The organism is Aliiruegeria lutimaris (assembly GCF_900099935.1).
Lineage (GTDB): Bacteria > Pseudomonadota > Alphaproteobacteria > Rhodobacterales > Rhodobacteraceae > Tropicimonas > Tropicimonas lutimaris.
The window spans coordinates 1-25,848 of record NZ_FNEK01000075.1 but is presented as its reverse complement, the minus strand read 5'-3'; the positions used below and the strand labels follow the sequence as shown (position 1 = coordinate 25,848).

The 25,848-nt window shown below is 60.9% G+C and carries 23 protein-coding genes, 2 tRNA genes and 2 pseudogenes; 16 read left to right on the top strand and 11 right to left on the bottom strand.

What is annotated here, in order from left to right; translation table 11 throughout:
• Nucleotides 1-351: 351 nt before the first annotated feature.
• The 4 genes from ttcA to rpmH form a co-directional block, all read right to left on the bottom strand.
• On the bottom strand, nucleotides 352-1,197 hold the full coding sequence (gene ttcA, locus BLR85_RS23245; protein WP_093163089.1) for a tRNA 2-thiocytidine(32) synthetase TtcA: 846 nt from the start codon (nucleotides 1,195-1,197) through the stop codon (nucleotides 352-354).
• Between the two features lie 87 nt (nucleotides 1,198-1,284).
• Nucleotides 1,285-1,539, bottom strand: a complete 255-nt coding sequence (yidD, locus tag BLR85_RS23240; RefSeq protein ID WP_093163087.1) for a membrane protein insertion efficiency factor YidD — start codon at nucleotides 1,537-1,539, stop codon at nucleotides 1,285-1,287.
• On the bottom strand, nucleotides 1,536-1,907 hold the full coding sequence (gene rnpA / locus BLR85_RS23235) for a ribonuclease P protein component (RefSeq protein WP_139188520.1): 372 nt from the start codon (nucleotides 1,905-1,907) through the stop codon (nucleotides 1,536-1,538). Before rnpA ends, yidD begins: the two co-directional genes overlap by 4 nt.
• 2 nt (nucleotides 1,908-1,909) lie before the next feature.
• Complete coding sequence (gene rpmH / locus BLR85_RS23230; protein ID WP_012177012.1) at nucleotides 1,910-2,044, bottom strand: 50S ribosomal protein L34; 135 nt, start codon at nucleotides 2,042-2,044, stop codon at nucleotides 1,910-1,912.
• A 300-nt stretch (nucleotides 2,045-2,344) separates the two neighbouring features.
• On the opposite strand from rpmH, the gene BLR85_RS23225 reads away from it, so the two are divergent.
• From BLR85_RS23225 to BLR85_RS23210, 4 genes are all read left to right on the top strand, one after another.
• The gene (locus BLR85_RS23225) at nucleotides 2,345-3,067 is read left to right on the top strand and encodes a TVP38/TMEM64 family protein (protein WP_425284499.1); all 723 of its coding nucleotides are present in this window, start codon (nucleotides 2,345-2,347) and stop codon (nucleotides 3,065-3,067) included.
• Between the two features lie 2 nt (nucleotides 3,068-3,069).
• The gene (locus BLR85_RS23220; RefSeq protein WP_093163083.1) at nucleotides 3,070-4,488 is read left to right on the top strand and encodes a dihydrolipoyl dehydrogenase family protein; all 1,419 of its coding nucleotides are present in this window, start codon (nucleotides 3,070-3,072) and stop codon (nucleotides 4,486-4,488) included.
• A 14-nt stretch (nucleotides 4,489-4,502) separates the two neighbouring features.
• Nucleotides 4,503-5,909, top strand: coding sequence for a sensor histidine kinase (locus tag BLR85_RS23215; protein WP_093163081.1), 1,407 nt, complete (start codon nucleotides 4,503-4,505; stop codon nucleotides 5,907-5,909).
• 93 nt (nucleotides 5,910-6,002) lie between these two features.
• Nucleotides 6,003-6,079 (top strand) — tRNA-Arg (locus BLR85_RS23210).
• A gap of 107 nt (nucleotides 6,080-6,186) precedes the next feature.
• Here BLR85_RS23210 and BLR85_RS23205 read toward each other — a convergent pair.
• From BLR85_RS23205 to BLR85_RS23195, 3 genes are all read right to left on the bottom strand, one after another.
• A complete protein-coding gene (locus tag BLR85_RS23205) occupies nucleotides 6,187-6,663 on the bottom strand; it encodes a hypothetical protein (RefSeq protein ID WP_244520851.1) in 477 nt (158 codons plus the stop codon).
• A complete protein-coding gene (locus BLR85_RS23200) occupies nucleotides 6,656-7,006 on the bottom strand; it encodes a helix-turn-helix transcriptional regulator (protein WP_093163077.1) in 351 nt (116 codons plus the stop codon). The genes BLR85_RS23205 and BLR85_RS23200 overlap by 8 nt, the downstream gene beginning before the upstream one ends.
• Before the next feature lie 333 nt (nucleotides 7,007-7,339).
• Nucleotides 7,340-7,870, bottom strand: coding sequence for a DUF3768 domain-containing protein (locus tag BLR85_RS23195; protein ID WP_212635141.1), 531 nt, complete (start codon nucleotides 7,868-7,870; stop codon nucleotides 7,340-7,342).
• Between the two features lie 206 nt (nucleotides 7,871-8,076).
• Between BLR85_RS23195 and BLR85_RS23190 the strand changes: the two genes are divergently transcribed.
• The 7 genes from BLR85_RS23190 to BLR85_RS23160 all read left to right on the top strand — a co-directional run bounded on the left by BLR85_RS23190 (nucleotide 8,077) and on the right by BLR85_RS23160 (nucleotide 16,586).
• Nucleotides 8,077-9,252 (top strand): type IV secretory system conjugative DNA transfer family protein, encoded by a 1,176-nt coding sequence (locus tag BLR85_RS23190; protein WP_093163075.1) that lies wholly within the window; start codon nucleotides 8,077-8,079, stop codon nucleotides 9,250-9,252.
• A 102-nt stretch (nucleotides 9,253-9,354) separates the two neighbouring features.
• Nucleotides 9,355-10,116: a DUF932 domain-containing protein gene (locus tag BLR85_RS23185; protein WP_093163073.1), complete on the top strand. Its 762-nt coding sequence runs from the start codon at nucleotides 9,355-9,357 to the stop codon at nucleotides 10,114-10,116.
• Nucleotides 10,117-10,381: 265 nt separating this feature from the next.
• Nucleotides 10,382-11,950 carry a recombinase family protein gene (locus BLR85_RS23180; RefSeq protein WP_093163071.1) on the top strand — a complete coding sequence of 523 codons (1,569 nt, stop codon included), beginning with the start codon at nucleotides 10,382-10,384 and terminating at the stop codon, nucleotides 11,948-11,950.
• A 162-nt stretch (nucleotides 11,951-12,112) separates the two neighbouring features.
• Complete coding sequence (locus BLR85_RS23175; protein ID WP_139188519.1) at nucleotides 12,113-13,027, top strand: hypothetical protein; 915 nt, start codon at nucleotides 12,113-12,115, stop codon at nucleotides 13,025-13,027.
• 199 nt (nucleotides 13,028-13,226) lie between these two features.
• Nucleotides 13,227-13,586, top strand: a complete 360-nt coding sequence (locus BLR85_RS23170; protein WP_093163067.1) for a hypothetical protein — start codon at nucleotides 13,227-13,229, stop codon at nucleotides 13,584-13,586.
• Complete coding sequence (locus tag BLR85_RS23165; protein WP_212635140.1) at nucleotides 13,586-15,661, top strand: type IV secretory system conjugative DNA transfer family protein; 2,076 nt, start codon at nucleotides 13,586-13,588, stop codon at nucleotides 15,659-15,661. The genes BLR85_RS23170 and BLR85_RS23165 overlap by 1 nt, the downstream gene beginning before the upstream one ends.
• Before the next feature lie 22 nt (nucleotides 15,662-15,683).
• Nucleotides 15,684-16,586, top strand: a complete 903-nt coding sequence (locus tag BLR85_RS23160; protein ID WP_244520850.1) for a replication-relaxation family protein — start codon at nucleotides 15,684-15,686, stop codon at nucleotides 16,584-16,586.
• Between the two features lie 388 nt (nucleotides 16,587-16,974).
• Here BLR85_RS23160 and BLR85_RS23155 read toward each other — a convergent pair whose 3' ends face one another.
• The 3 genes and pseudogenes from BLR85_RS23155 to BLR85_RS23145 form a co-directional block, all read right to left on the bottom strand.
• Nucleotides 16,975-18,645 carry a recombinase family protein gene (locus BLR85_RS23155; protein WP_093163062.1) on the bottom strand — a complete coding sequence of 557 codons (1,671 nt, stop codon included), beginning with the start codon at nucleotides 18,643-18,645 and terminating at the stop codon, nucleotides 16,975-16,977.
• Nucleotides 18,642-19,049, bottom strand: coding sequence for a DUF2924 domain-containing protein (locus tag BLR85_RS23150; RefSeq protein ID WP_093163060.1), 408 nt, complete (start codon nucleotides 19,047-19,049; stop codon nucleotides 18,642-18,644). The genes BLR85_RS23155 and BLR85_RS23150 overlap by 4 nt, the downstream gene beginning before the upstream one ends.
• Nucleotides 19,046-19,237, bottom strand: a pseudogene (locus BLR85_RS23145) (DUF3489 domain-containing protein); the annotation flags it as partial. The gene BLR85_RS23150 and the pseudogene BLR85_RS23145, both read right to left, overlap by 4 nt.
• A 501-nt stretch (nucleotides 19,238-19,738) precedes the next feature.
• On the opposite strand from BLR85_RS23145, the gene BLR85_RS23140 reads away from it, so the two are divergent.
• The 4 genes from BLR85_RS23140 (at nucleotide 19,739) to BLR85_RS23125 (ending at nucleotide 23,118) form a co-directional block, all read left to right on the top strand.
• A complete protein-coding gene (locus BLR85_RS23140) occupies nucleotides 19,739-21,133 on the top strand; it encodes a site-specific DNA-methyltransferase (protein WP_244520848.1) in 1,395 nt (464 codons plus the stop codon).
• Entirely contained in the window at nucleotides 21,126-21,557 is a 432-nt protein-coding gene (locus BLR85_RS23135; RefSeq protein ID WP_093163053.1) for a DUF5681 domain-containing protein, read from the top strand. Before BLR85_RS23140 ends, BLR85_RS23135 begins: the two co-directional genes overlap by 8 nt.
• Nucleotides 21,550-23,040: a phage terminase large subunit gene (gene terL, locus BLR85_RS23130; protein WP_093163050.1), complete on the top strand. Its 1,491-nt coding sequence runs from the start codon at nucleotides 21,550-21,552 to the stop codon at nucleotides 23,038-23,040. Before BLR85_RS23135 ends, terL begins: the two co-directional genes overlap by 8 nt.
• A tRNA-Met gene (locus tag BLR85_RS23125) sits at nucleotides 23,030-23,118 on the top strand. The genes terL and BLR85_RS23125 overlap by 11 nt, the downstream gene beginning before the upstream one ends.
• Here the strand turns inward: BLR85_RS23125 and BLR85_RS23120 are convergent.
• The gene (locus BLR85_RS23120) at nucleotides 23,075-24,712 is read right to left on the bottom strand and encodes a recombinase family protein (protein WP_093163091.1); all 1,638 of its coding nucleotides are present in this window, start codon (nucleotides 24,710-24,712) and stop codon (nucleotides 23,075-23,077) included. The genes BLR85_RS23125 and BLR85_RS23120 overlap by 44 nt on opposite strands.
• A gap of 898 nt (nucleotides 24,713-25,610) precedes the next feature.
• On the opposite strand from BLR85_RS23120, the pseudogene BLR85_RS23115 reads away from it, so the two are divergent.
• A pseudogene (locus BLR85_RS23115) lies at nucleotides 25,611-25,848 on the top strand (IS110 family transposase); the annotation flags it as partial.

Below are 25,848 nucleotides of genomic sequence, written 5' to 3'. Positions count from 1 at the left end.
GAGGTCCCCATCGGGACGCGGTTCCGAAGATGCCGAGTTCAGGACCGTCGCCGACGTTCCAGTCAAGCACGCCAATGAGATGGGCAATTCGGATACCGCACTGAACCAGCATCATGTTGGCGGCCATCGCGCCGACCACGGACCGAAGCATGAACCCGAGGGAGATCTGTTAAAGAAGGGCTGGCGAGAAACGCCACAACGGACAAAAAATACAGATGATCGGCGCTCAAAGGAGAGCGTCGGACGATCGTGTGTGGGCAATCCCCATTGACAGAGCCCGCCCCGTTACCGAAGTCTGGAGCCTAGAAGATCGGTCTCAGCAGGTCCTTAACGCCGCCCTGCCAATTGCCGTCAATTTTCGCCAGTTTGATCCGGTTTCAGCGCCAGACCGGCAAAGTCGAACAAGTCCGGGTCCAGCAAGTGCGACGGTCGGGCATTCGTGAGGGCGCGGAACATCTTGTTGCGCCGGCCCGGATGGTTGGCCTCCCACCCATCAATGATCTTCTTCACCTGCTGGCGCTGCAACCCGTCCTGGCTGCCGCACAGATCGCAGGGAATGATCGGGTAATTCATCGCACTGGCGAAGCGTTCGCAATCCGCCTCGGCGACATGCGCCAGCGGGCGATAGACGAAGAGATCACCATCCTCGTTCACCAGTTTGGGCGGCATGGTTGCCAACCGCCCGCCGTGAAAGAGGTTCATGAAAAAGGTCTCAAGGATGTCGTCACGATGATGCCCCAGCACGACGGCCGAACATCCCTCCTCGCGTGCAATCCGGTAGAGATTTCCACGACGCAGGCGCGAGCAGAGCGCGCAAAAGGTGCGCCCCTGCGGGATCTTGTCCATGACAATGGAATAAGTGTCCTGGTATTCGATCCGGTGCGGCACACCCATCCGCTCCAGAAACTCTGGCAGCACCGTGGCAGGAAACCCCGGCTGACCCTGATCGAGATTGCAGGCCAGGATCTCCACCGGCAGCAACCCGCGCCACTTCAACTCATGCAGCACGGCCAGCAGCGTATAGCTGTCCTTGCCGCCCGAGAGACAGACCAGCCAGCGCGCGTCGCGCTCGACCATGCCATATTGCTCCACCGCCTCGCGCACATTGCGCACGATGCGCTTGCGGAGCTTCTTGAACTCCGTGCTCGAGGGCGCGCCGTGAAACAGCGGGTGAATATCGTCCAGATCGTCGAACATGGCCGCTCCTATGACAGAAAACGCCGCATGGGCAAAGCTTCCGGCAGCATCATCTTTCCGAAAATATCCCCGCCGGAGGCGTAAGACTCAGTGTTTGCCGGAACACTCGTGCTCCGGGTCGCTCCCCGGAACCGGGTCATAACCGCAGGCCCCCCAGGGGTTGCAGCGCGCTATACGCTTGAGCGCCATCCAACCGCCACGGATTGCGCCATGCTGTTGAAGGGCCTCCAGCGCATAGGCCGAGCAGGTTGGTTGATAACGGCAATTGAAACCGACCCAGGGGCTGAAGATCAGCCGGTAGCCGCGAATCGGCAGCGAGAGAAGCCAGGCGAAAGGTTTCATGACTTCACCGGGCGGGGCTTGTGGACCCGCTCAACCGCCTCGCACAGTTCTTGCAGAAGCGTCTCGAATGGGAGATTGGCCGTGACGTCGGCGCGGCCGACCAGCACGTAATCCCAACCCGGGCGGCCCAGCTCCGACAGGACCGCCCGCGCGATCTCGCGCAAGCGGCGCTTGGCGCGGTTGCGGGCAACGGCATTTCCGACCTTCTTGGAACAGGTAAAGCCGACCCGCACCAATGTCGGATCGGCTTCGTTTTCTTGCCGTTTGCGTGCCTGAAGCAGGAAGGCCGGTGTGCCAGCGCGTCCGGCGCGGGCTGCTGCCAGGAAATCTGCGCGTCTGGTCAGGGTGGCCAGCATCGGCCGACCCATGCTTACGCGCTGAGCGACTTCCGGCCGCGGGCGCGGCGGGCGTTCAGGATCTTGCGGCCGGCCTTGGTCGCCATGCGGGCACGAAAGCCGTGGCGGCGCTTGCGGACCAGGTTGGAAGGCTGAAAGGTGCGTTTCATCGCTCCGTCTCCGTAACTATTGGTTTTCTGCCCAAATCCGGCGGCGGATTCGAAGGCCGATGTATCTCGAAGCCCGCCGAGTAAGCGAGATTCCCGGCCAAGTCAATTCGCTGACGGACGATTCCTGCAACATCCCCGAAAAACCGGCCCCGAAATGTTTCAGCACAGGCCTTTTCTCGCCGGAAATGTCACGAAAGCCGGGCTAGCCGATCAAGCGGGCGTGAGCAACCTGTCTATCGCCAACGCAAATCCGCATCTTTGTATCGACCCGGAACGGCAAGGCGACCAAGAATGTCCGAGATGACGCAGACTCCGAACTCCACGAGAACCCACCTCTGGCCGCTGGCCGCGATTGCCCTGGTGGCTGTGCTTGGAGGCCTGCTGCTTCGGGAATTCCTGAGCTTCGAAACGCTGGCCGCCAACCGCGAAGCGCTGATCGCCATGCGCGATGCCAATTATGCCGCTGCAATACTGGGTTTCATCGCCTTCTATGTGATAATCGTGGGGTTCAGCCTTCCCGGCGCGACGGTTGCAACGCTGACCGGCGGGTTCCTGTTCGGCACTTTTCCCGGTGTCCTCGTCAACATGGTCGCGGCCACGCTCGGGGCTGTCGCGATTTTCCTGGCCGCCCGCTGGGGGCTGGGCGACAGGCTCGCCGCGCGGATGGACGCCTCCGAGGGGCAGGTGAAGCGGATCAAGACGGGAATCGATCGCAACCAGTGGGAAATGCTCTTCCTGATCCGCCTCGTGCCGGTCGTACCCTTCTTCGTGGCCAATGTCGTCCCGGCGCTGGTCGGTGTTCCCCTGACGCGCTACGCGGTCTCGACCATGTTCGGCATCATTCCCGGGGCGCTTGTCTACACCTCCGTCGGGGCAGGGCTGGGAGATGTCATTGCGGCGGGCGAGACGCCCGATCTCGGCGTGATCTTCGAGCCCCATATCCTGCTGCCCATTCTTGGACTATGCCTGCTGGCGGCGCTGCCGATGATCCTGCGGGTGGTTCGCGGCGGCTCGGGAGGCTGAACATGGAGCGGATCGAAACGGATCTCTGCATCATTGGCGCCGGGTCCGGCGGGCTGTCGCTGGCCGCCGGGGCGGTTCAGATGGGGGCGCGGGTCGTCCTGATCGAAGGCGGCGAGATGGGTGGCGATTGCTTGAATTACGGCTGCGTGCCGTCCAAGGCGTTGATCGCCGCCGGAAAACAGGCCCACGCCATGCGGACGGGTCGTACGCTCGGCGTCATCCCAGTACATCCCGAGATCGACTATGCTGCGGCAAAGGACCATGTCCGGCAAGCTATCGAAACCATAGCGCCACATGACAGCCAGGAACGGTTCGAAGGGCTCGGCGTGCGGGTCATCCGCGATTGGGCGAAGTTCCTCTCGGACCGGGAAGTCGAGGCCGGCGAGACGCGTATTGCGGCCCGCCGCTTTGTCATCGCAACCGGGTCACGCCCATTCGTTCCACCCATCGATGGGTTGGACCAGGTGCCCTTCCTCACCAACGAGACGCTTTTCGATCTGCGGGAACGACCAGAGCACCTGTTGATTCTTGGCGGCGGGCCAATCGGGATGGAAATGGCGCAGGCCCATATCCGGCTCGGCTGCAAGGTGACGGTCGTGGAGGCGATGAAAGCGCTCGGCAATGAAGATCCCGAGATGTCGGAGTCTGTCCTGAACTGGCTTCGGCAGGAAGGCGTCGAGATTCTCGAAAACACCGCCGTTGAGCGGGTTTCGCGCCATGAAGACACGATCACGCTGGAGACGGCCTCCGGCCCGGTCAGGGGCAGCCATCTGCTCATTGCGGCAGGGCGCCTGCCGAACGCCGAAAAGCTGGATCTCGACCGCGCGGGGGTGCGCTTCGACCGGCGGGGCATCGAGGTGGATAGCGGCCTGCGCAGCTCCAACCGCAGGATCTATGCCATCGGCGATGTTGCGGCAGGCCATATGCGCTTTACCCATGTCGCCGGTTACCATGCCGGCGTCATCGCCCGTTCCATCCTGTTCGGACTGCCCGCGCGTGCGGGCCAAAGCCATATTCCCTACGCGATCTACACCGATCCGGAACTGGCGCAGGTCGGGCTGACGGAGGCGCAGGCACGCAAGGTACATGGGCCGGCGCTCGAGGTGGTCCGCTTCGCCTATGACGGAAATGACCGCGCAATTGCAGAGGGCAAGACGGAGGGGCTGATCAAGGTCATGGTTTATCGCGGCCGCCCGGTCGGCGTGTCAATCACCGGGGCGCAAGCGGGCGAGTTGATTGCCCCCTGGGCGCTGATGATTGCAAACCGACTGAAAATGAAAGCCATGGCCAATACCGTCCTGCCTTACCCGACATTGGCGGAAATCGGCAAACGCGCCGCCGGGGCCTATTTCTCGCCACGGCTCTTTGATAGTTCTATGGTCAAGAAAGTGGTCGGCTTCGTCCAGCGCCACATCCCGTAAGGCATTTACGTCTCATGTTCCTCAACTCGCTCTCCGGCCGCTTCCTGCTTCTGACGGTAGCCTTCGTGATGTTGGCCGAAGTGCTGATCTTCGTGCCGTCCATCGCGCGCTTTCGGGAGGATTTCCTGCTCTCGCGGCTGGAGCGTGCCCAGATCGCATCGCTTGCCCTGCTCGCCACCGAGGACATGATCGACGCCGATCTCGAGGCGGAACTGCTCGAAAATGCCGGCGTCCTCAACGTCGTTCTGCGGCGGGACGAGATGCGACAGCTCATCCTGTCCTCGCCCATCCCCTCCCCCATCCAGGCGACATTCGACCTGCGCCATGCCTCGGCGTGGGAATTGATCCGGGATGCGCTGGCCTGCCTTGTCGATCCCGAGCCTCAGGTGATCCGGGTGATCGGCGAACCCGTCCGCGAAGCGGGCCTGTTGATCGAGGTCACCATGACGAGCGACAGGCTCCGCATGGAGATGATGGATTACGGGCTTCGGATCCTGTTGCTCTCCGCGGTCATCTCCGCTGTCACTGCGTTGCTGCTTTTCCTGTCCGTGCGCGGCTTTCTCGTCGCGCCGATCCACCGGCTGGTGGAAGGCATGAAAAGCTACGCCGCCGCCCCGGAAGATGCGCGCCGTATCATTGCCCCGGAAGCGAAAGTGCTGGAATTGCGCGAGGCCGAGGAGGCGCTGCAAAGCATGCAGACAGACCTCACGAGTGCTCTTCGGCAAAAGGAACGTCTGGCCCAGCTGGGCGGCGCCGTGGCCAGGATCAGCCACGATCTGCGCAATATCCTGACCACGGCGCAGCTCTTCGCCGACCGGATGGAAACCAGCAAGGACCCGGCGGTACAGCGCGCCGCACCGAAGCTGGTGGGCTCCATCTCGCGCGCCGTGTCGCTGTGCGAATCGACGCTGGCCTTTGGCAAGGCCGAAGAGCCGGCCCCGCGGCTGGAGCGCCTGCAGCCGGCGAGCCTCGTGAACGACGTGATCGAGAGCGAGCGGCTGGCCGTGGGCGATGCCGATATCAGCTTCGCCGAGGATGTTCCCGCCGGCATGATCCTGCGCGCCGATCCCGAACAGCTCCACCGGGTGATCTCGAACCTCGTGCGCAATGCCCGGCAGGCGATCCTGGCGACAGGCAAGCCAGGCGAGATTTGCGTCTCCGCCGAGGAGCATGACGAAGGCTGGACACTCATCGTGGCCGATACCGGTCCGGGCCTGCCGCCAAAGGCCCGGGAGTACCTGTTCCAGCCCTTCCAGGGCGGAACCCGCAAGGGCGGCTCCGGCCTTGGCCTTGCCATTTCGCTGGAACTCGTGCGCGGGCATGGCGGGCGGCTGAAGTTGCTCCGCACCGGGCCGGAGGGCACGGCGTTCTCCGTATTCCTCCCCAAGTCGATTTCACAGGCAGGTTTTGACGAAACGTGATCGGGGCAACCGACGCGTTTCCCTTCCGACGGCCACTTTTTTCGTTTTTCCTCTTGCGCCCCCTGAAGGCCAAGGCTATTGGGTCACTCCCACGCGCTGGTAGCTCAGTTGGATAGAGTACTTGACTACGAATCAAGGGGTCGGGGGTTCGAATCCTCCCCAGCGCGCCAAGAATTTCAAAGGCTTAGCGAGATTTCGCTAAGCCTTTTATCTTTTTTAGTCTCTTTTTAGTCTCTCTGGAGCGTGCGATTTTCTATGTTCTGGAATGTTCCGCGTCCTACCCCATGGCCTTCGCGAGGTTCACGGACGGGTCATCCAGCACCGCCTGCGCGAGTGACAATGCCTCGAAGAGCACGATGTTCCGTGGCTCGTGGTCGAAGAATCGCCGCTTCTTCGGCAGCCAGGCCGCGATCTCCGGGTGAAGCGCCGCCAGGGCCTCGGCTTCCTCGTACTTGTTGCGGTAGCGTTGCTCTCGCTTGACCGAGACATCGAGCAGGTAGTTATGCGCCGCGATATTGGCGATGGCACGGACGATCGCCTTGACACGCGGGCCCTTGCGGAAATCTTCGTCGATCTTTTCGGTCACGAGAATGTCCGGCGTGAAGCCGTTGATCCAGACCTGGGTGAGTTCTGCCGCATCCCGCGATGACTTTGCCGCCTTCTCCGAGACGCGCCAGTCGCGGACATTGCCATCGACAAGGAAGACATAGGCCACCCGGCGACGTGCCGCGACAAAGGCCAGCACCCTAGACATCGCCATAGTCCTTGGCTTCTTCCTTCAATCTTTGCCGCAGCCGGTCGATCGAGGCCTTACGGTTCAACGTTCCCGGATGGTCCCGCACGTTCTTCGGCAGGCCCCGGAGGCGTTTCTTGAGATCCCGCCTTGCCTCTTTCATGACGGCAGCGAAGAGGCTTTCGAAGGATCGGCCATAGATCAGTGACAGGGTCACTGTCTGGGTGAGGGTCGGGAGCTTGCGGCCGGTTTCAAGCTCGGACACCGTGGACTGGTGCATCCCCAGCAGATGGGCGACATCGCCCTGCACGTAACCTGCCTTGCGCCGTGCCGCGCGCAGGTCGAGCGCGAATTCAGTGGTCATAATGATTGTGGTTAACTGATATCCCTCAATTATAGGAAATCCCGGACTCCGCGCCTAGCAGGCGCAACATCTCCAGTTTCGATAGGCTGGCATCTTTCGGTAAATGCCACCCGTGCGGTCCGGCTGAGTTAACCCCGGAAAGGTAAAACCTTTCCGGATCACGCCGAGCCGCACGGGTGGTATTTCCAGGGACCATAGCGTGCATGCTGTCTGTCAGGGACAGGATATCGCGCCCGCCCGCTCCAATGCTAGACGGGCAGCCATGCTCGGCCGTTATCGTCACCGGTCAAAGCTTCTGCAAGGAAAAGGCCACCCTGTCGGGGTGGCCCGTCCTCAATACTCGCTTGCAAGCATGATCGTCAGCACGCGGTGGGTGACGCCTTCATTCGCCGGGTTCTGCGACAGCATTGTGAGCGACAGGTCATAGGGATCAATCTTCCAAAAGACCCGGTCCCCCTCGACCTCGACGACCCCGAAGTCATGTTCGGCCCAAGGGTCGTTTGCCTCATTGAAGCCATCAAACCCCCGCACCGCGGTGATCGCTTTGTCGATGAAGGCGGCGCCTTTCGCCTGAACGCCCTGGGTAATCACCACCGACCCATGGCCGGCACCCTTGCGCCGGAACCGGTCGTTGAGATCCCGGATTGCGGCACGTGGAACCTCCGCGGCTCGTTTCCAACGGCATCGGGTCTCTGCCTCGCATTGGTGACAATATTCCCGGTCGAACACCGTTTCGAGTTCCCAGAGGCCGGTTGCCGGGTTCCAGCAGGCCCAGGCCTCCCGGACAACCCGGTCAGAGCCACATCTCTGGCAGACCGGCATCGCGCTAACATCGCCGGCAATATCCTCTTGCAGGATTCCCATCTCGCATCTCCTTCCGATTGGGTGGCCGTCCGAGGGAATCTCGGACGCACCCGGCGGAAGGCGATGCGGGGAGAAAGAACGATCTGAAAAAACGCTAACACGCCCTGCAGATCCGTCCAGGCGGGGAGATATCGCTCAAAGGCATATCGATGGAAGCGCGCTCCCGCCGCCTAGGTCCTGAAGGAATCAGGGCACAGAATGTCGGGATGTTCCCGCATCCCAATACCATCACCAAGCTCGGCCTGGGCTATCGGCGCTATGGCGATATTCCCTTTGGCATCCGTCTCGCTGACCGGATGATGCATCTCTATGTCATTGGCCAGACCGGGACCGGCAAGTCGACGCTTCTGTTGAACAGCGCGCTGCAGGATGCCCGCGCCGGCATCGGCCTCTGCCTCGTCGATCCGCATGGAGATCTCGCAGCCGAGTTATCGGCCCGGCTGGAAGTCCCGCATATCGCCTGGAATGTCGCCGATCCCGAGAGCCCCTTTGGCTACAACCCGGTAACGCATGTCTCGGCAGCCTTCCGGCCGCTGATCACCTCCGGCTTGATCGATGCTTTGAAACGGCAATGGAGCGATGCCTGGGGTGCCCGCATGGAACACCTGCTGCGCTACGCGCTGTTGGCGCTGCTCGAACAGCCCAGTGCCGATATCCGGGATATCCTGCGTCTCTATGTCGAGAAGGATTTCCGGCAGGCCGTGGTGAAACGCGTGAGTGATCCGCAGGTTCTCGCCTTCTGGACCCAGGAATTTCCCAAGATGAACTACCAGACGGCTGTCGATGGCGTAGCCCCGATTGCCAACAAGCTGGGCGCCTTCCTCGCGAACCCGGTGGTCCGCAAGGCGATCTGTGCGCCCGAAGAGCCGCTGCGCTTCCGCCGGATCATGGACCGGGGCGAGATCCTGATCATCAATCTCGCAAAGGGCCGCCTTGGCAGCGACAGCGCCAATGTGCTGGGCGGCCTGATCGTCTCCAGCCTGATGAACGCAGCCTTCTCGCGTCACGACCTGCCCGAGCAGCAACGCCGACCGTTCCTGCTCTATGTCGACGAGTTCCACAGCTTCACCACGGGCGCGCTTGCAGCGATGATGTCGGAGACCCGCAAATATGGGCTCGGCCTGGTTCTCGCGCATCAGCATATCGTGCAGACCGAGCGCGAGGTCTTCGAAGCGGTGCTCGGCAATGCTGGAAGCCTGCTGGTGTTTCGGACCGGTGCGCTGGATGCCCCGACCTTTGCGCAGCAGCTGGGGAATGTCGCGGTGCAGGATCTCGTGAACCAGCCCAACTACCAGGCCTTTGTTCAGCTGATGGTCGATGGGCAGAGAACGCCGGCCTTCACGGCGACGACATTGCCTCCGCCAGGACGTTCGGAGGGCTGATCCGGTATCGACGCGGCCGATCTCTCCCCGCCTGGGCGGATCTGAGCCATGCCGTAGAATTGGCAGTGGACCAGTTCCTTTCCCAAAATCAAGGAGACGACCATGACGCTCATGCTTCATGCGGGCGCGGATGCGCTCGCCTATGACGATCTTCGGCAGCTGGAAACGCCGCCCTCGACCGCCACCCATGTGCCAATCCCGCACCACCGGCTGGTGGATGTTGTTCGCCTCACGCTCGGCTTTTACGGCCATGTGATTGCCGAGGAGCATCACGGGGCGACCCCGGACGGGATGCGCTACTTCGGGGTCCTGTCGCTTCGCAGCAGCTGGGGCGATTACACCGATACGGTGGGGCTCAGAAACAGCCACGACAAGACATTCCCGATCGGGATATCCTTCGGCTCGCGGGTCTTCGTCTGTGACAACCTCGCCTTCATCGCCGACCACGTGGTGCGCCGCAAACACACGGCGCATGCCAAGCGCGACCTGCCGGGTCTTGTCGGAGAACTCATAGAACCACTGGCCGATCAGCGCGACGCCCAGTATCGGGCGATCAGCCGCTACCGCGCCACGGCGCTCGACCAAGCCGCTGTTGATCACGCAGTCCTCGATCTTTATCGCGCTGGCGTCATCAAGGTCACCCGGATTGCCGCGGTGATGGATCGCTGGGAGGATCCGCCCTTCGACTGGGGCGAGAAGACCGCCTGGCGGCTTTTCAACAGTGTCACCCACGCGCTTGAGGGGCGGATCACGGAGAACCCGAAGCTCACCAGTCGGTTGCATGACGTGATCGATGCGACTTGCGTTTCTGAGGGCGGAGCACATCGGGGAGCCGGTCTCCTTCCGGCTCCAAACCATGCGTAATCCGCGCAGAACCAGGCGGCCCAACACGGGCCGCCTTTTCTCTATGAGGGTATTTTGTGGCCCGGAATATTCGCCCGCCTATCCGAGGCAGCCGGGAAGCCTAGAATGGTTGGATGAACAAGGACGACCACCTTCAACGCCATCTCGCACTCTGCAAACGCATGTATTGGCGCATGCTAGCTGACGGTACCTGGCCGTGGAAAGACGAGCCGGAGTCGCCAGATCTCGAGGATATGGTAGAGTCAGGGGGTAACGATGACGATGTATGAAACCGTGTTTTGGCTATATCCGGGTATCGACCCAGAAACAGGGAGAAGGGGTCTCGCTCGAGGCACAGAAGGATGCGATCGAGGCCTTTGCGAGTCGCGAGGATTTGACAGTCATCCGCTGGTTCGAGGAAAAACAGACGGCCGCCAAGGGCGGTCGGCCGATCTTCAACCAGATGCTCCGTCAATTGAAACGTGGTGCGGCCCGCGGCGTGATCATTCACAAGATCGATCGCTCGGCCCGCAACCTGCGGGACTGGGCGATGTTCAGCGAGCTGCCCGATCTCGGCACAGATGTCTTCGTCGCGACGGAGAGCCTCGACTTCAACTCGCGTGGTGGACGGCTCACCGCCGACATCCAGGCGGTCATTGCCGCCGATTATATCCGCAACCTCCGCGAAGAAACCAAGAAGGGCATCGACGGCCGCCTCAAGCAGGGCCTCTACCCGTTCCGGGCGCCAATCGGATACCTGGACAATGGAAAGGGAAAACCAAAGACACCTGATCCGGAAAAGGCGCCACTGATCCTGGAGATGTTCGAGCTTTACGCGAGTGGGCAGCATTCCCTGCGTTCACTTCGCGCCGAGATCAACCGCCGCGGGCTGCGCAACCACGCAGGACAGCCGCTGAGCCTCTGCGGGATCGAGACGATCCTCAACAACCCGTTCTACACCGGTCTCATCGTCATCCAGCGCACGGGCCGGACCTATGATGGCATCCATGAACCGATCGTTCCTGCTACGCTTTTCCAGCAAGTCCAGGACATGAAAACCGGACGCTCGGGAAAGAAAGTCACGCAGCACAACCATCTCTACCGCGGGCTCTTCCGCTGTGGCCTCTGTGATGGACCGATGTCGCCGGAACTGCAGAAGGGCCGGGTCTATTACCGTTGCCAGACCCGGAGCTGTCCGACCCGGACTATCCGGGAGGACCGGCTCGAGGCGATCATAACCGACGCCCTGAGACGGCTGGAGATCACTTCGAAGGAAGCGGAGCGGTTGGAACTTTCGTGGGAAGCGGAACACGGTATTGAAGAGCAGAACTCGATGAGAACCGCACTGCGCCTCAGGATCGAGAAAGAGGAACAACGGCTTGCCCGTCTCACGGACCTGCTCCTCGACGGCGTGATCGCGACGTCTGATTACCACAAGCGGAAGCGGGACCTGGAAATTGCGATCGCGGCCGGCAAGGAAGAACTGACGAATCTTCCAGATCCGGCGCAGATCGAGGCCGAGCGCATGGGTTTCCTCGAACTGATGAAGAACCTTGCAGGGCTTCATATTCGGGCAACCGATGCCGAAAAACGCGAGATCGTCGAAAACGCCTTCTCGAACCGACAGGTTTCGGAAAACCACGTTGGACTGGAGCCATATGACTGGCTTCGGATAGGCGAGACGTGCTCCCCTGTCCTTTCTGGTGCCCCATGTCGGGACACTTCTCGAACCGGTCCGGGTCTTCAGAGCCTGTTGAACCTGTTGAAAACTGGGCGTGGTGGGCCCGTCGCTTCGGTGCAGCTCGGCTCGGGCCAGAGCCGCCTTACGGACGGAAAGGGCCTCGATTTGCACTGATCGGATGTGGTCGGCGCGGATGTCGTTGCGGTGGGCCGGAGCCTCCCTGCGTCCCGGCGCCTCACCCATCGCGCCGATGAGTGTTTGACAGTCTTCCATTTCAAATTGCAGCCTTGGATCAGCGCGAACGGGATCACGATCTGTTTTTTTGAGGAGACAGTGATGAGATCGTATGAAGCCGCCCGTTCCTATTTTGGATTTCTGGAATTCCTTTCCTGGTGCGTCGTCGGGCTCGGTGTGATCGCCGCCCTGATCGGCATGGGCGCCGCCAGCGATATGAGAGGCTATGGAGGCGCATCGGCCGGCGCTATCATCCTGGCCGTCATGCCGGGCGGAGCACTCGCTTTCCTGGGCTTTCTCGGTCTCGTCTTCTGCCAGATCGGCCGCGCGAATGTCGATACGGCCGAATATACCCAGCAAGGCCTGAAGATCTCGCGGGAGCAGTTGGAGATCTCAAAGCAGATGCTGAAGCAGGGGGCTAAATCCGATCAGGGCTATGCGGCTGCGCTCCAGGCGGCGAAAGACGAGCTGAGGACGGGTGCCACGCTCTCCGCTTCAGAGCCGGCGGGAGCGAGCTATGCCGCTGCCACGAAGGAGACAGCTCCACAGCTCAAGCTCGACCATGAACCCGGCGAAACCATCGCGTATCGTGGCAAGGAAATCCGGGTTGTCGAAGGCGGCTATGTTCTTGGCGGCACGATTTATCCAACCTACGACAAGGTCATGGACCAAGTCGATATCGGCATCGATGGCTATGCCTCCGAACGCGCCGCCTCGGTCGCAACGACCGGCGAAGACCAGGAATACCGCGGCACTCAGATCGAGAAACGAGACGGTGGTTTCTATGTCGGAAGCAACCTCTTCGTCTCGCTGGAACGCGCACAGAAACATATCGATATCGGCATGGATGGAGTTGCCTCAGAAAAGGAAACACCACCGCCCTATGCCGATCAGCTCGGTGTCAGCAAAACTGTGCAGCCCGATCCTGTCGCGGTACCGGTAGAGGCAAAACCCGCTCTTCGTGCCGCAGTTGCGGAAGGGGATCTTCCCCGACCCATGCGGCTCAAGCGGTTCTGATTGGGGGTAAAGATGGCGGTTTCCATCCCCATACAGACCCCCAACCCCTATGGGGGTCCTGTATGGGGAAACATCGGTGAAAGCACCGGAACATTGCTGAACATAAACCATTGCTCCGAGAGCGTGACTTCATCTGCTTTCGAAGCAGATTCTCCCGCCCACCCATGTAAAGAAAACGAAACCGCCCACGGCTTGTTTGATGCGCGTCTCCATTGATCACCAGACCACCCGCAAGGGCTTTGTCCTCAAGACCACCTATCACGAGGTCTCTCTCCAGGTGGCCTTCACCCATGAGGAAAAGCAGATCATCCGACAACGGAAACTTGAAAGCGCCAAGCTCCTAGATCGGCGCCCGGCCGATGCCAAGGTCGATGCGCGGGATGAGAAATTCGAGCTCCGGATCGAAGACCTGATGGATGGCAAGATCGACCGTTTTCTCTGTGCCACGCCGAGCCAGTCAAAGATCTACGAGGAGAACCTGCTCGATGTGCTGGCGCGGCTGAAGCTCTGGCTCGATGACAATGCCGAGACCGGCACGCGCACGGTGGTCGAGTTCTGATGGCGCGCTCTTCCACGGATGATTTTGGCTCCATCTTTCTGAGCTTCGTCATCGTGGCGATGATCCTCGCCATCGCGTCGATGTTTACCGTGTTCGCGCTCTTCGCCATCCCGGCCTATATCGGCTACCGGCTCTGGAAGGAGAACCCGAAGCGGCTCGAGCGGCAGGCGCGTGAAGAGACGCAGGTTCTGTATAACCATGCGATCGCCGGTTCGGTGCGGCTCACGGATGCGGAAATCGAGCAGGCGCTCTCTCGCCACTGGCCGCCCGATCTGCCGGCATCCCTCAGGATCCAATTGCTGGAGGTCGGCAAGGCCATCTTCGCGGCCGAGGGTCTCTCGCCGGAGATCCCGCCACTGCCGGCGCTGTGCAACACGGTCGAAGGTGCCCGTTACCGCGACATGCTCGCCAAGGCCGGGCAGGCGCGGTCCGACCGGGTCATGGTCACCCGGGCGCTCGACACCATCTCCGAGGCGCTGGCGCCGATCGCCAATGCCGTGCCGCCCATCGAGGGCGATGTGCTGGTCGAGGTGACCCAATTCACCTACCCGCTCGGGCAGACGATCCAGAATGTCATCGCACCCTTCTTCAGTGACAACGACTACATGCTCTTCAAGAACCTGCGAAAGCGGCTCGATGCCAATCTCTCGGCCACCCATCGCACCAACCCGATCTACCCATCCGATTACAAGGGCGACGATATCGTCGACACCTACCTGCGCGGCACGCATCTGAAAGAACTCTTCCGCCTCAAGACGCCCTTCACCATCCCCGACGAACGGCGTTTTGAGCACATGCACATGGTGGCGGGCTCCGGTCACGGCAAAACCCAGACGCTGCAATACTTCATCGCCAGGGATCTCGAAGCCGTGGCGCGTGGTGACCGCACGGTGGTGGTGATCGACAGCCAGGGCGATCTGATAAATACCATTCTCAAGGCCAGTGTCTTGCCGCCGGAGCGGATCGTGCTCATCGACCCGGAAGACATCGGCTTCCCGGTCTGCCTCAACCTCTTCTCGGTCGGCCAGAACCGGCTTGAGAGCTACGATCCGCTGGAACGCGAGCGCCTCACCAACTCGATCATCGAGCTTTACGACTTTGTCCTTGGCTCGCTGCTCTCGGCCGGCATGACCGCCAAGCAGAGCGTGGTCTTCCGCTACGTGACACGGCTCATGTTCCATATCCCCGACGCCACCATCCACACGCTCAAGGAGTTGATGGAGCCGGGCGGGACCGGGAGATACCAGGAATATATCGCGAAGCTCGATGGCACGCCGCGCCGCTTCTTCGAGACCGAGTTCGACAGCAAGGAATTCACCAATACCAAGACCCAGGTGCTGCGGCGCCTTTATGGCGTTTTGGAGAACCAGACCTTCGAGCGGATGTTCTCTCATCCGCAATCGAAGTTCGACATGTTCACCGAGATGAACGCGGGCAAGCTGATCCTCATAAATACCGCCAAGAGTCTACTCAAAGAACAGGGCACCGAGGTCTTCGGCCGGTTCTTCATCGCGCTCATCGCCCAGGCGGCCCAGGAGCGAGCGACGCTACCGGATTGGGACCGCCTGCCTGTCATGGTCTATGTCGACGAGGCCCAGGATTACTTCGACCAGAATATCGGCATCATCCTGAGCCAGGCGCGCAAATACCGGGTCGGCATGGTGATGGCGCATCAATATCTGGGCCAGCTCTCAAGCGGATTGCAGGAAGCCTTCGAGGCAAATACCTCGATCAAGCTGGCTGGCGGGGTCTCGGCCCGCGACGCCCGGGCGCTCGCAGGCCAGATGTCGGCCGATCCGCAGATAATCCAGCAGCAGCCCAAGGGAACCTTCACGACCTATGTCCGTGGTCTCACGGATCGGGCGGTGCCGATGTCCTTCCCCTTCTTCGTGCTGGAGAAGCACGAACAAAGGACAAAAGATGAGATTGCAGCCATCCGGCAACACAGCCGCGAGGTCTATGCGGAGCCATGGTCGCCCAAGGTCAACCATGAGGAACCGGACGAAGAAGACCGACCGGAATCGCCACCGGAAATCGACCCTGACGATCCGCTGAAACCTTCGCCGGAGCTCTGAGCGGGCCTATCCTGGCCGCATGATGAAACCGCAGACAGACAGCCTCGGTCGGGCCACCTTCCACCATATCGCGCCACGCGCGGGCGTGCGCCCGACCGAACGCGAAATCCGCTGGCTGAAGCATATTGAGCGGCACGGGCCGCAGTCTTCGCTTTTCCTCTATGAGCTGACACGGGACACGCATCGCTGCTGCGACACGGCGCTTCGAGATCTGCAGAAGCTCAGGGCTGGCGGGTTCTTGCGCCTGCCATCGCAACAGCGACAGGTGGCGAAGGCGGAGTTCAACCCGTATATCTACGACCTGACGCGGCTGGCGAAGGACCATCTCGGAGATCTCGGCCTGGACGAGCCGGCCGTCCGGCCCAGCGGGCATTGGTGGCATGGCTACGCGGTCTCCTCCGTGACGAGTGCGATCGACATCGCCGCGGCACGCGCAGGCGTGCGGTACATTCCCGCTCACGAGATCCTGGCGATCCGGGGCGCCGACCTCGCCATTCCCCTTGGGAGGACGACGCTGATCCCAGACCAGCTCTTCGCTCTGGACTACGGCGGCAGATACCGAGCGTTTGCGCTTGAGGTCGACCGGGGCACCGAGCCATTGCGCTCAACCGCTGCGCGAAAGTCGCTCCAGAAATCGATTGAGCAGTATCGCCGCCTGATCGAGCAGGGGATCTACAAACAGCATTACGGGCTGAAGGCGAACCTGATCGTGTTGTGGGTTTTTGAAAGTGAAAGACGGCATCGCCAGTTTCTGGAGATGTTGCGTGGTGTGCCAGCAACCGTCTCGCAAGCGATGCTCAGTCGGGCGCTTGGGGGCTCGGGCCGGGACGTGCGCGGAGCGGGTGCTCTCATCGATCTGTATGCATCGCCGTGGGAAAGGGCTAATCGAGGGGCAGTATGTCTGGCGCTTGAAAGCGAACCTTGAGTTCGAATCCCTGTCTCTCCGCCACTGACATTCGTCTCTATTTCCCATGTCCAATTCGCGTTGAATAGCGCCGCAATTCCCGTCGGTTAGACGGAGTGTCCGACGTCAGAGACGCACCGGTTCGGGCGATTCCCAGAGCAAATCTGCAGGTGTCTCAGTTGGCCTGAAACGTCGGTCCGCTTTCGGGTGGTTTTCCCTGATCCGGCCCGATTTACAGGGAATCTTGATGATTTGCGGTGATTTTGAACCGGACAGAGGGCATTTTCAGGAGTGATATCAGTGCCATGTGGTGAAATTCCCTAAGCGACGGAACAGGGAATTTTTAGAAGCGAACAGGGAATTCATCTTGACGTAACAGGGAAAGTATATGCGCGATCAGGGAAGGCGTTCAGGCACCAAAACCGAACACCTGCTCCTGGGCGGTCCAGTTCAGCGGCAAGGTATTGCGCAGGAGCCGTTGAAGCGTGAGATCCACCGGTTGGGTGCCGTCGATAATGGCGGTCTGGATTTTCGGAGAGAGACCGGAAAGCGCAATGATCCTTGCGACGTAGCGTTCGGAGGTCTTCACCTCTGAGGCGAGACGCTTCAGCGGCGTTCCGGATTTCAGGGCTTCAGACCAGTGGTGGGCGTTGCGCAACGCGCGGACCATCGCGGCGTCGGGTGAGGGGGCGAAACTGCCGGCAACGATCTTCATCTCAACGCCCCGCCGTCGGCAAGTGAAGGGTCGGTCGATCCTGAGAATGTCAGGGTGAAGCTCGACTGCCCGCAAGCCGGTCGCAAGGGCGACGGCACTGGCATCGAGCTCGACCGAGATGCGGTCGTTTCCAAGTGCACCCCCGGCGATTAGTGCTGCAGCGCCGCGAATACCTTCGGTCCGGATTTGGCCTGCGAACTGGATCATGGCCTCCGATGCACCGACGGATTGGATCGCGTCATCTCGGCTGAGAATGGAATGACGGTCCGCGTGATCCGCGAGGTGATCGGCGATGGTCGATGCGACCGAGGCCTCGAAGGCAGGTGCCGGCAGGCGCCACCCGGTCGGATCGACGCCACCGGAGACCAGCCGGTTGGAGATGTAGTAGCGCAGCTGTTTGCCGTTCTTCCGGGCATGGGTCGGGGTGAGCAGATCGCCAGTCTCGTCCCTGAACTTGCCTTTCAGCGGCGCTGCATTGTCACTGGACTGTCCCGCAGGTGCGCCGCGCCGCCGGACGCTGGCGGATTGCAGCAGGTCCTGAACCCTGTCCCAGAGCGGCTGGTCGACAATGGCCGGGTGCTTTCCGGGAAAGGTATTCTCCTTGTGTCGGATCTTCCCGAGATAGACCGGGTTGGTGAGGATCTTGTGGATCTGGCCCCGGCTCAGGCTGTTGCCACCCTGTTCCCGGCCGGTCGAGAAGAGGTGGCGCTTAGAGCGCAGACCAAGGGCCTCGGCCTCACGCGTGACGATGTTGAGACAACGACGTGTGGCGTAGAGGCTGAAGACCTGCCGGACGACATCGGCTTCTGCCTCATTGATCACCAGTTCCCGGCGCATCGGGTCTGGATGCGGGTCGTAGCCGAGCGGCGGGACACCACCCATCCAGAGGCCCTTCTTCTTCGAAGCAGAGATCTTGTCGCGGATCCGCTCGGCGGTAACCTCGCGCTCGAACTGGGCAAAGGAAAGCAGCACGTTCAGCGTTAGCCGGCCCATGGAAGAGGAGGTGTTGAAGGCCTGGGTAACGGAGACGAAGGAACAGTCCTTTTCTTCGAGCCGTTCGACCAGCTTGGCGAAGTCGGCGAGCGAGCGTGTCAGCCGGTCGATCTTGTAGACCACGATCATGTCGATCCGGCCGGTGTCGATGTCGGCAAGCAGCCTCTGCAAGCCGGGACGTTCGAGCGTCCCGCCGGAGATCCCGCCATCATCGTAGCGGGCAGACAGCATCTTCCAGCCCTCATGACGCTGGCTGGCGATATACGCAGCACATGCCTCGTGCTGCGCGTCGAGCGAATTGAAGTCCTGGTCGAGACCTTCGTCCGAAGACTTGCGGGTGTAGATAGCGCAGCGGATTCGGGGTTTGCTCATGATCGTGCCTTTCCATTCAGGCCGAAGAACCGCGGTCCGGACCAATGCGCGCCGGTAATCTCGCGCGCGATGACAGACAGGGAGCGCCAGGTTTGGCCGTCCCAGAGAAACCCGTCGTTTGTGACTTCGACGACATGTGTGGTGCCATTCCATTCCCGAAGCAGGCGGCTACCCGGCTCGAGGCTGGCACCCTTCGACCGTTTTCCCCGGTCGTTATCCTGTGTCAGCGCTTTCCGGATCCGAGTAGGCAGGCCGCCGGACCGTCGTGTCTGGATCTCTGTGGCGAGGAACCGGCGCAGGAAGGACTGGCTCAGCCCCTTCGGGACCGGCGTCCCGAAGACCTCGACCCAGGCCGCGATCAACGCGGCCCGGTCCATGGTTTGGAGATCGGCGACCCGGATCATTCGACCGCCACGGGTTCGGCGGTGATCCGGTAGACAGAGCCGGCACCTTGCTTCTCGGCGGCTTGCCGCTCGACTGTGTAGCCAGCTTTGCGCAATCCGCTCAGGATTGCCCGGGCGGAATGCGGCTGCCAGCCGGTGGCCTTGCAGATCGCCTCCAAGCTCGCGCCCTGCGGGCGGGCGAGCAGCGCGCGTACCTTGTCGGTCTAGGTCTGCTTGGGTTTGGACATGTTGGTCTCCTCGGGTTCATGAGCTGGCGAGATGCCGGCCCCGGCAACGAGGAGAGCCCGATCTGTTCGGGCGTGATATCAGTGACGCTCTGTTGGATGCGGTAGTCCAGTCCTTTCCGACCGGGATGTGGATCTATGTGGTGATGTTCGCCGCAGGTACCACACCCACGATTTTTAAATGTTACCAGAATGTTACCAGATGATTTATTAGATAAGGGTCTTGCATCCGGTCCGCGCGAAACATATTCTCGGTCTCAGTGCTGCAGGGGAGAGAGGACCCTTCGGGAACGCCTGAAGCACTGACAGCGAAACGCAGAACTGATGTTTGCGTCGAGCAACTTCATGGGGCAGACGAACCGGATCCATCGGTTCGGGGCTGGCCTCATGGCTGCCTCCGATTTTTCCGATGCGATCCATCCTGTAGCCAGCTGCAGTTGCAGCACATGTGGATGGAGCCGCCAAATGCACGACACACCTCTCACCTCTCAAGCAAGCGCATCAGTGCAGAACATCTGGATGGCCGACAGGGTCGTCCAGACCTCGGTTGCTGATCTCAAACCCTATGCCAACAACAACCGCATCCACACAGCTGCGAATATCAGCAAGCTGAAGGCCTCGGTCGCGAAGTTCGGCTTCGTCACGCCGATCCTGACCGATCGTGATGGCGTGATCATTGCCGGCCACGGCCGCTTTGAGGCGGCCACGGCTCTCGGGCTCACCACTGTTCCGACGGTGGTGGCTGACCACCTGAGCTCGGCCGAGGTGCGTGCGCTGCGGATCGCGGACAACAAGCTGGCGGAGCTGTCGGACTGGAATGAGGCGGCACTCCAGATCGAGTTCGCGGAGCTGATGGATCTGAGCCTGGATGGGGAACTGGACTTCAGTCTCGACCTCACCGGCTTCGAGATACCCGAGATTGACATCATCATCGGTTGCGTTGGCGAGGCCGATGCGGTGTCCCCGGAAACTGTTGAGGAGCCAGACCGGAGTAAGCCGGCGGTAACGCAGCCCGGTGATCTCTGGGTGCTCGGGGATCACCGTATTCTCTGTGGAGATTCCCTTGACGAGGCCAGCTATGCAAGGGTTCTCGATGGCGAAGTCGTCGATATGGTCTTCACCGACCCGCCCTACAATGTGCCGGTGAATGGACATGTCCGCTCTGGCAATGGTGGCGACCATCGTGAGTTTGCCATGGCTTCGGGCGAAATGTCGGGTTCCGAGTTCCGCGCCTTCCTCGCGACCTTCCTGACAGAGACCCTGGACAAGATGGCCGCGGGCGCCATTGGCATGGTCTGCATGGACTGGCGCCACATCGGCGATCTGATCGCAACAGGAAAGGCCGGCGGGTTCGAGCTGATCAATCTCTGCGTCTGGAACAAGACCAATGGGGGCATGGGCAGCCTCTACCGCTCCAAGCATGAGATGGTCTGCATCTTCAAGAAGCCGGGCGCGTCGCACATCAACAACGTTGAACTGGGCAAGCACGGCCGCAACCGGACCAATGTCTGGGACTATGCCGGCGTCAACAGTTTCGGCAAGGGCCGGGAGGCGGATCTCGCCGATCACCCGACCGTCAAACCGACGGCGCTTGTGGCGGACGCAATCATGGATGTGAGCCACCGCGGTGACGTGGTGCTGGACCCCTTCGGCGGTTCCGGCGCGACGCTGTTGGCGGCCGAGAAGACCGGGCGCCGGGGGCGGCTGATCGAACTCGATCCTCATTACGTCGATGTTGCCATCCGCCGCTGGCAGGAGATGACCGGTGAGCAGGCAATGCGCCCGACAACGGGCGAGACGTTTGACGAGTGTGCCGCGGCTGCCACTGGCTCTGAGCAGATGGAGGCGAGCAATGTCTGATCCAGAAAATGACTACGAGGTCGGCTATGGTCGGCCTCCGAAGAAGAGCCAATTCAAGAAAGGCCAGTCGGGCAATCCGAAAGGACGCCCGAGGGCAACAAAGAACGTTGGCACGATGCTTGAGGAGATTTTCTTCAAGAAGATCCCGATCTCTGACAACGGTGTGCGCCGCGAGGTGAGCATGCTGGAGGCAATCCTTCGGCAGGTGGCGAATGGCGCCGCCAAGGGCGAGATCCGGCATGTCGACCGGGTCCTGAAGCTGTTGCCGGTCCTGCAAGACAGCCTCGCGGAGGATAAGGAGAACTCCGCTGCGGCCATCGATCCAGCGGCCGATATGGCAGTTTTGGAAGCGATGGCCGAAATCTTCGGCACCGACCCCGAGGCCCTGTTCGCCTCTTCCCAGGAGGGAGAGAGTGATGAATGACAAGACAGTCAAACGTCGGGCAGAACTCGCGAGCGCCGGGGCTCGCGAGAATCTCTACCTTTTGCTTGTGCGGGCATTTCCGATCCTTTGTCCGGGCGAGAAACTTGCCCGGGCCCCGTATCTGGAGGCCATGTGCTACGCCCTTCAGCGCGTGGCGACAGGGGATTGCCAGCGGCTGATGATTTCCATAGCCCCTCGTCACCTGAAATCCATCTGCGGATCGGTGTTATTGCCGGCCTTCGTTCTCGGACGTGATCCTAGCCAGAAAGTGGTGGTTGTAAGCTACGGCAGTGATCTCGCGCGGGAACATGCCGATCTCTTCCGACGCCTGGTAACCAGCGAACCCTACCAGCGGCTTTTCCCAAAGATGCGGCTGCACGCGAAACACAACCGGATCGAACACATGAAGACCACCGCGGGTGGCGGGCGCAGGTCGGTCTCTCATGGTGGCAGCATCACGGGCTTCGGCGCCAACCTGATTATCATCGACGACCTCGGAAAACCCTCGGAGATGCGGCACGAAAGCTATCGGCAGGAACTCCGGGACTACTTCGATCACACGCTGTTCTCGCGCCTGAACGACAAGCGCCGGGACCGGATCGTGTCGATCCAGCAGAGGCTGCATCCCGACGACTTCTCCGCCTACCTGCTTGAGAAGGAGCGGTTCGAGCATCTCTGTCTGCCCTCGATCGCTGAACTGCCCGAAGAGATTCCGCTCTATAGTGGCAAAGTGCTGATCCGGCGACCGGGCGATCTGCTGAACCCGGAGCGGGAACCTCAGGACGTCCTCGACCAGATCAGGGCCGATATTGGCCGAAGCGCCTTCCAGGCGCAGTATCAGCAGAATCCGTCGGAGAGCGAGAGCGAGTTTCTCGCAATGGAGGATCTGCACCTCGTGGACGCGCTTCCGGACAATGAAAAGTTTGTCCGGCGGGTGCAGAGCTGGGACACGGCTGCAAAGGACGGGCCCCGGTGCGACTATTCGGTTGGCTTGACCTTCGGATGGCACTGTGAGGAGGATCGCTGGTATCTGCTCGACGTCATTCGCCGCCGGATGGACTACACCGAGCTCAAGGCCACCATCCGCCGTGAACGAAAAAGATGGTACGTGGATCGTGTCCTGATAGAGGCGTCGGCGATGGGAAACGCGCTGCTGCAGGAGTTCCGCCGTGAAACCAACGGTGTCTACCTGCCAGTCAACGTCGTGACCAGCAAGCTTGACAGGTTCATCCCTCACACCGACTGGATCAAGTCGGGAAAGCTGGTGATCCCGACCGACAAGCCGTGGTTCGATAGCTTCCGCCGCGAGCTCCTCGCCTTTCCTGATGTTGGACACGATGACCAGGTCGACGCTCTGACCCAGTTCGCCGAATACATGCGCAGGTCGCAGGGAGCGTATCTCGACACAGACCCCGCCACCGGGAGGCGGATCGGCAACTACCATGCGGAACGGCCGCGGCGGGAGGACAGGATGCGGTTCTGAGCAGGGGCAATTCGGGTCGGCGGCCTCATCAGGCTCATAACCTGAAGGTCGTAGGTTCAAATCCTACCCCCGCAACCATTGTTATCGAACAGCCCGTGGCATCGCCGCGGGCTTTCGATTTTTGGGACAGCGCCATCAGCCCAGCGAGTTCACCAACCAGTTCGATCTGGAGGCTATCGCCTTCTGGAACCATACGAATTTCGGAGATCAGGCTGCGGATGTGCTCGGACGCGGCGGTCCGAAGATCGGGGTTGTTCAATGACTCGGTCAGCTTGGCGACCTTCGCGCGATAGACGTCTGAGAGCCCGGGGTGCAGGCGGACCGGCACGTCAGCATCAAAAGTCGCCAATTCGGTTTCGAGTGCCGCTTTCTCCTGTTCAAGGGCGGTGAGCTTGTCCTTCATGCTCTCGTGGAACATGCCGTCGCAGATCCGGTCGACCAACTGGTCGATCCTGCGTTTCACGCCGGCGAGTTTGCGCTCCGCCTTGCTCTTGTCTTTCGTGATCTCACCCGCGAGCCGGTTGTACTCCGCCTGATACTCTGTGACGAAGGCCGCGATCAGGTCCGGGTGCAGGAGTTGATCCTTCAGGCCGCCGAGCACCGTGTCTTCGAGCCGGTCACGCCGGACCGTCATCTTGTTGTCGCAGGTTCCCTTGTTCCGCGCATTTGCGCAGCCGTAATAGGTCTTGCCGACAAGGGTGAACCCACCGCCACAGCAGCCGCATTTGACCAGACCTGAGAAGAGGTAGGCGGGTCGCTTTGCGCGTTCCGAGCGGACGACGCCCTCGCTGATCACAGTGCTACGTGTGGCCTTCTGGCGGGCCTTGACCTTTTCCCAGAGTTTGTTGGGAACGATGCGCAGGTCAGGCACATCTTTCTTAACCCATTGCTCGGGCGGGTTCATCCGGGCCTGCCGTCGGCCTGTGGCAGGGTCTTTCAGGAAACGCTGACGGTTCCAGACGAGACGCCCGACATAGAGTTCGTTGTTGAGGATGCCGGTCCCACGCCGCCAGTTGCCGTAGATCGTGGACATGCCCCAGCCCCGACCGCGCGGGCCGTCGATCCCCTCGTCGTTGAGCCGTCCAGCGATGGCGCGGGGGCTATGACCATCGACATACTCCTGGAAAATCCGACGGACGATATCGGCCTGTTCTTCGTTGATGGTCCTATCGCCGGTCGAGACGTTTCCATCGCTGCCGATAGAGCGAAGGACGTCATAGCCATAGGTCACACCACCGGCAGATTTGCCGTTCTGAACTCGGCCTTCCAAACCGCGATGCGTCTTCAACGCGAGATCCTTCAGGAACAGGCTGCTCATCGTGCCCTTCAGCCCGATATGGAGTTCCGAGATCTCGCCTTCGGCGACCGTCACGATGGAAATCCCCTGGAACCGTAGCTGCTTGAAGAAGGCTGCAATGTGCTCCTGGTCGCGGCTGATCCGGTCGAGCCCTTCGGCCACGGCGACATCGAACCGGCCGTCGCGGGCATCTTGCAGCATCTGCTGATAGCCTGGCCGTAGGTGCGATGCCCCGCTGAGACCCGCGTCAGCGTAGGTCTGCGCTGTCGTCCACCCGTTCTGTTCGATCAGTCGGCGGCAGATGCGGAACTGATCCTCGATGGAGGCTTCGCGTTGCATTTCGGTGGAGTAGCGGGCGTAGATCGCTGCGCGCATGGTTCGGGCCTTTCGTCGGTCGTGGCCTCGGGACGCAGAAGAGCGCCAAAAGGCCGCTGGCCCATCCAATTCTAGGCATATTCGCCTTTGTGTCTGCAACTTTCGATTGCACCCCGGTGCAATGAAACCGGCGTTTCAAAACGGCATTTGGGAAGATTGGGAGCGGGACAATCCGCCACCCTAAAAGGCGGAAACACGGATTGGAGATGGATGTCAGAGACCGATGACAACATCGACAACCGGCTTCAAACCTGTCAGAGAAAGAAACGAGCAGCCTCCGACATCCTGATTGAAAGCTATCCGGCAGCGTCATCCTCGTCAACAATTAGTTATTTTAAATCAATATATTATAATCGCGCAGGCTACATTTGTAGACCATGTTTCGGATGCCTCATCAAACCCTTGGTTGCCTGGTTTATCGGTCTCCCACTTTGGAGATCCGAAGCCGAAGAATCGCGGGGCATCATCCGATCCAGAATGCAGATCATGCCATCTCGAATGTATTGCACCCAGGTTCAATGGGATCGGTATTTGGCCCACACAGGTGATCCGCTGAGATGGGCCGGAAGAATTGACCGAGCTACTTTCCTCGACGTGACCGGCGTCGCTTCGGTTTTCCCGCCAAGATGCTGTCCACGATGCCCTGCAGTTCATCGCAACTCTTGATCCCTGTCGCGCGGTTGTAGTGCTTGTCCGCCATCGCCATGGTCGAGTGGCCCAGCAGGTCGCGGATGATGGTGACATTCTCGGGGTCTGCCTCGGCAATCGAGGTGGCAGCGATATTTCGAAACGCGTGAGATGCCGTAACGGGGCTAGCGCTTGAAGCTACCGTTGCGCTTGATCCAGCCGACGGCAGCTGGCGCCATTCTCCGCATCAAAATCTGACGGAGGAAGTGTGATGAAGCTGTTTGTCGGAATGGATGTCTCTTTGGAAAAGTCGGCGCTTTGTGTTTTGAGTGAGCACGGGGAGGTCGTGAAGGAGGCAGAGGTCGCCTGCGAACCCGAGGCCATCGGCGCCTTTCTGTGTGCCTTGGCAGGAGAAGTGGCATTGATCGGTTTGGAGGCTGGGCCTTTATCCCAATGGCTGCATCGCGCCCTGACCGAAGCTGGTTTTGACCTTGTTCTGATGGAGACCC